At 62.5% G+C, this 2845-nt stretch carries 4 protein-coding genes; 2 read left to right on the top strand and 2 right to left on the bottom strand.

Annotated features, from left to right (window positions below):
- Together EN935_RS29705 and EN935_RS29700 are read left to right on the top strand one after the other, a co-directional pair.
- On the top strand, positions 1-674 hold a 674-nt coding region (locus EN935_RS29705; protein ID WP_245489081.1), incomplete at its 5' end, for an amidase family protein.
- A 140-nt stretch (positions 675-814) separates the two neighbouring features.
- Complete coding sequence (locus tag EN935_RS29700; protein WP_127263157.1) at positions 815-1516, top strand: TetR/AcrR family transcriptional regulator; 702 nt, start codon at positions 815-817, stop codon at positions 1514-1516.
- Positions 1517-1520: 4 nt separating this feature from the next.
- Here the strand turns inward: EN935_RS29700 and EN935_RS29695 are convergent, their stop codons facing one another.
- Both EN935_RS29695 and EN935_RS29690 read right to left on the bottom strand, forming a co-directional pair.
- Positions 1521-2282 carry an MBL fold metallo-hydrolase gene (locus tag EN935_RS29695; RefSeq protein WP_127263158.1) on the bottom strand — a complete coding sequence of 254 codons (762 nt, stop codon included), beginning with the start codon at positions 2280-2282 and terminating at the stop codon, positions 1521-1523.
- A 2-nt stretch (positions 2283-2284) separates the two neighbouring features.
- A partial coding sequence (locus tag EN935_RS29690; RefSeq protein ID WP_164771435.1) for an ABC transporter ATP-binding protein occupies positions 2285-2845 on the bottom strand: 561 nt, incomplete at its 5' end.

Genomic DNA, 2845 nt, shown 5'->3' with positions numbered 1-2845 from the left:
ATTACAAGCCGATCAAGGGCTGGAAGATTGCTTTCTCGATGGACCTTGGTTCTTTCGAAGTGGATGCCGATGTGCGCAAGAACACGCTTGCGGCCTGCGATGTGTTCCGCTCGCTTGGCGCCACGGTCGAGGAAGTCGATTTGGGCTGGGGCGATGACGTGCTCAAGGCCGGCATGGCTTATCTCGAACATCTCTTCGGCGCCTCGCTGTCGCAATTGCTCAAGGAGCACGGCAAGGACATGACGACCTATGCCAGGCAGTTCGCCGAGGACGGGCAGAAGTCCAAAGCCGCGGATTTTGTCGGGACCCTCGACGTGGCGGCCAGGATGTACCAGACGCTGGGGCCGCTGCTGGAGACCTACGATGTCCTAATCTGCCCGACCAACGCGCTTCCCTCCGTGCCGGCGGAGTTCGATCAGACCACGGGTACGGTTGAGATCAACGGCAAGCAGGTGAACCCGTCGCTGGGCTGGGTGATGACGACGCCGTTCAACATGATGAGCCGCTGTCCTGTTCTGTCCGTGCCTTCGGGCCGGGCGGCGAGCGGCGTGCCGACAGGCATCCAGATCGTCGGCCGCACCTATTGCGACGCCGATGTTTTCCGGGCGGCCATGGCCTATGAGACGGCCAAGGGACAATGGTACACAAACACCGAAACGCGCCCGTCGCTCTGATCGGGCGATGCGGCCCTTGCCGCGATGGTGCTTGATCTCCGGCTTCGCTTGTGGTGAGCCGACGCCGGGCACCTCGAATAGACGGATCCGTGGCGGCACCGGCGATCGCCGCCACAAGGTCCGAAAGGAACTGGACGAAGATGGCGCAACAAAAGGCTGCAGCGGCAAAACGCAAAGGCGCAATGGCCAAGGACGGGGTTTCGGCAAATGATGCCGCGCCGCCCAAGGACCGTCGGCGCGAGCGCGGCGAAGCCAGCGTGCAGCGGATCATAGACGCCACCATCGAACTCATCGCGGAGGAGGGGCTGGCAAGCGTCACCATGCAGCGCATCGCCGAGCATGTCGGCTCGTCCAATGCCCTGGTCGTCTTCCATTTTCGCAGCAAGGAGAACCTGTTCCGGGCCGTCCTGCAGTATCTCAGTGATCGATACGATGAATTGTGGGTTACGCTGGTGCGGGCGCCCGGCTTGTCGCCGGTCGAGCGCCTGCTCGGGGCGGTCAACTGCGCGCAAAACTTCGCCCGGCAGCATCCGAACTGGGTTTCGGTCTTTGTCGTGTTCTCCAGCGACCGTAAGAGCATGCAGATCTACAATGAAATCGGCCTGCCGAGCGACCTTGCCTACACCGCCGAGGCGCGCGAGCTGCTGATCGAGATTTCACGCAGCGGCGGTTATACTGGCGTCGACATAGACACCCTGTCGGAGAGCCTGAATTATCTGGTTCATGGCGCCTGGTATTGGGATCACCTGAACCCTCGCGGCCGTGACACCAACGTGCTGCGCAAGACCATGCTGCTCTTGCTGCATCAGGCGTTCCCGCGGCATTTCGAACTGATGCGCTAGATCCTTAGACGCCCTGCCGCAGATGGCAGCCGGCTTGCCGCTTCTGTTCCAGATACTCGTCAACAAGCTGGCGGTAGCGCACCTTGCCGAAACTCGGGAAATGTCCGCCATGCACGACCGAGACATCGAGATCGCGCAGGCGCATCAGCGTCGCCATGTAGTCTGATATGTCCGAATGGTAGACATCGTCGATCAGCGGGCCGTCATAGATGATGTCGCCGGACAACAGGATGCCCGTCCTGTTTTCGTAGAGCGCGATGCCGCCGGGTGAATGGCCAGGCGTGTGGATCACCTCGAAGGCACGGTCGCCGAGATCGACGACATCGCCCTGTGCGAGCAGGCGACCGGCAGGTGCGGGCAGAATATTGTAGCGAGCCGTATCCCAGCCTTGTGGCATACCGTCGAACATCTCGTCGGTCGCATAGGTGCCGGCGGCGGTCCATTCATTGCGCGGATCGGCGAGGATGTCGGCCTCGGCCGCGTGCACGCAGCGGTCGGGAAATTCGTGGTGGCAGCCGATATGGTCGAAATGCGTATGGCTGGCAACGCAGGTCAGCTTGCGCTCGCTCACCAGCGGCACGTGACGCCGGAGGCTGAAATGGCCAAGCCCGGTGTCGAACAGAAGGTCGCGGTCGCGGCCACGCACATGCCACATGTTGCAGCGGAAGAACGGTTTTATCCACGGCTCGTGGATCAAGGTCACGCCATCGCTCATGCGGATGGTCTCGTACCAGTCTGGTGCCTCGATGAGCGGAAGCGTTGCCATGTTCAATCCGTCAGCAGGATGATCCGGTCGGTATCGCAGGAAATCGCGACCGTGTCGCCCGGCTGGACGGTCGCTGTCGCGGGCAGCTTGGCGATGAATTGCACCGAAGGATCTTCGATGGAAGCCGCGAGCACGCGCTTGAAGCTGCCCTGGAAGACGACGTCGCTCACCCCGGCCGTGCCGAGCCTGACACCGCCTGCAGCTGTGCCGAGGACAAGATGCTCCGGCCGTATGGCCAGCGCAACGGCGGAGCCTACTGGTAACGCGCCGGGCAGTGAAACCGCCCCAACCGGCGTCGCGACAGTACTTGTCCGGTCCGTGGCCTCCGTGACCGTGCCGGCGAGGATCGTGCTCTCGCCCATGAAGGTGGCGGAAAAGCGCGTCGCCGGTCGCGCGTAGACGCGCTCGGGCGGTCCTTCGTCCTCGATGCGGCCGTCATTCATCACCACGCAATGGTCGGCCAGCGCCATCGCTTCTTCCTGGTCGTGGGTGACATGGATGAAGGCGGTGCCGACGCGCTTCTGGATTGCTTTCAACTCATCCTGCATCTGCCGGCGCAGCTT

This window comes from Mesorhizobium sp. M7D.F.Ca.US.004.03.1.1, assembly GCF_003998635.1.
Classification (GTDB): domain Bacteria; phylum Pseudomonadota; class Alphaproteobacteria; order Rhizobiales; family Rhizobiaceae; genus Mesorhizobium; species Mesorhizobium loti.
This window is presented reverse-complemented; position numbering and strand designations above follow the sequence as displayed.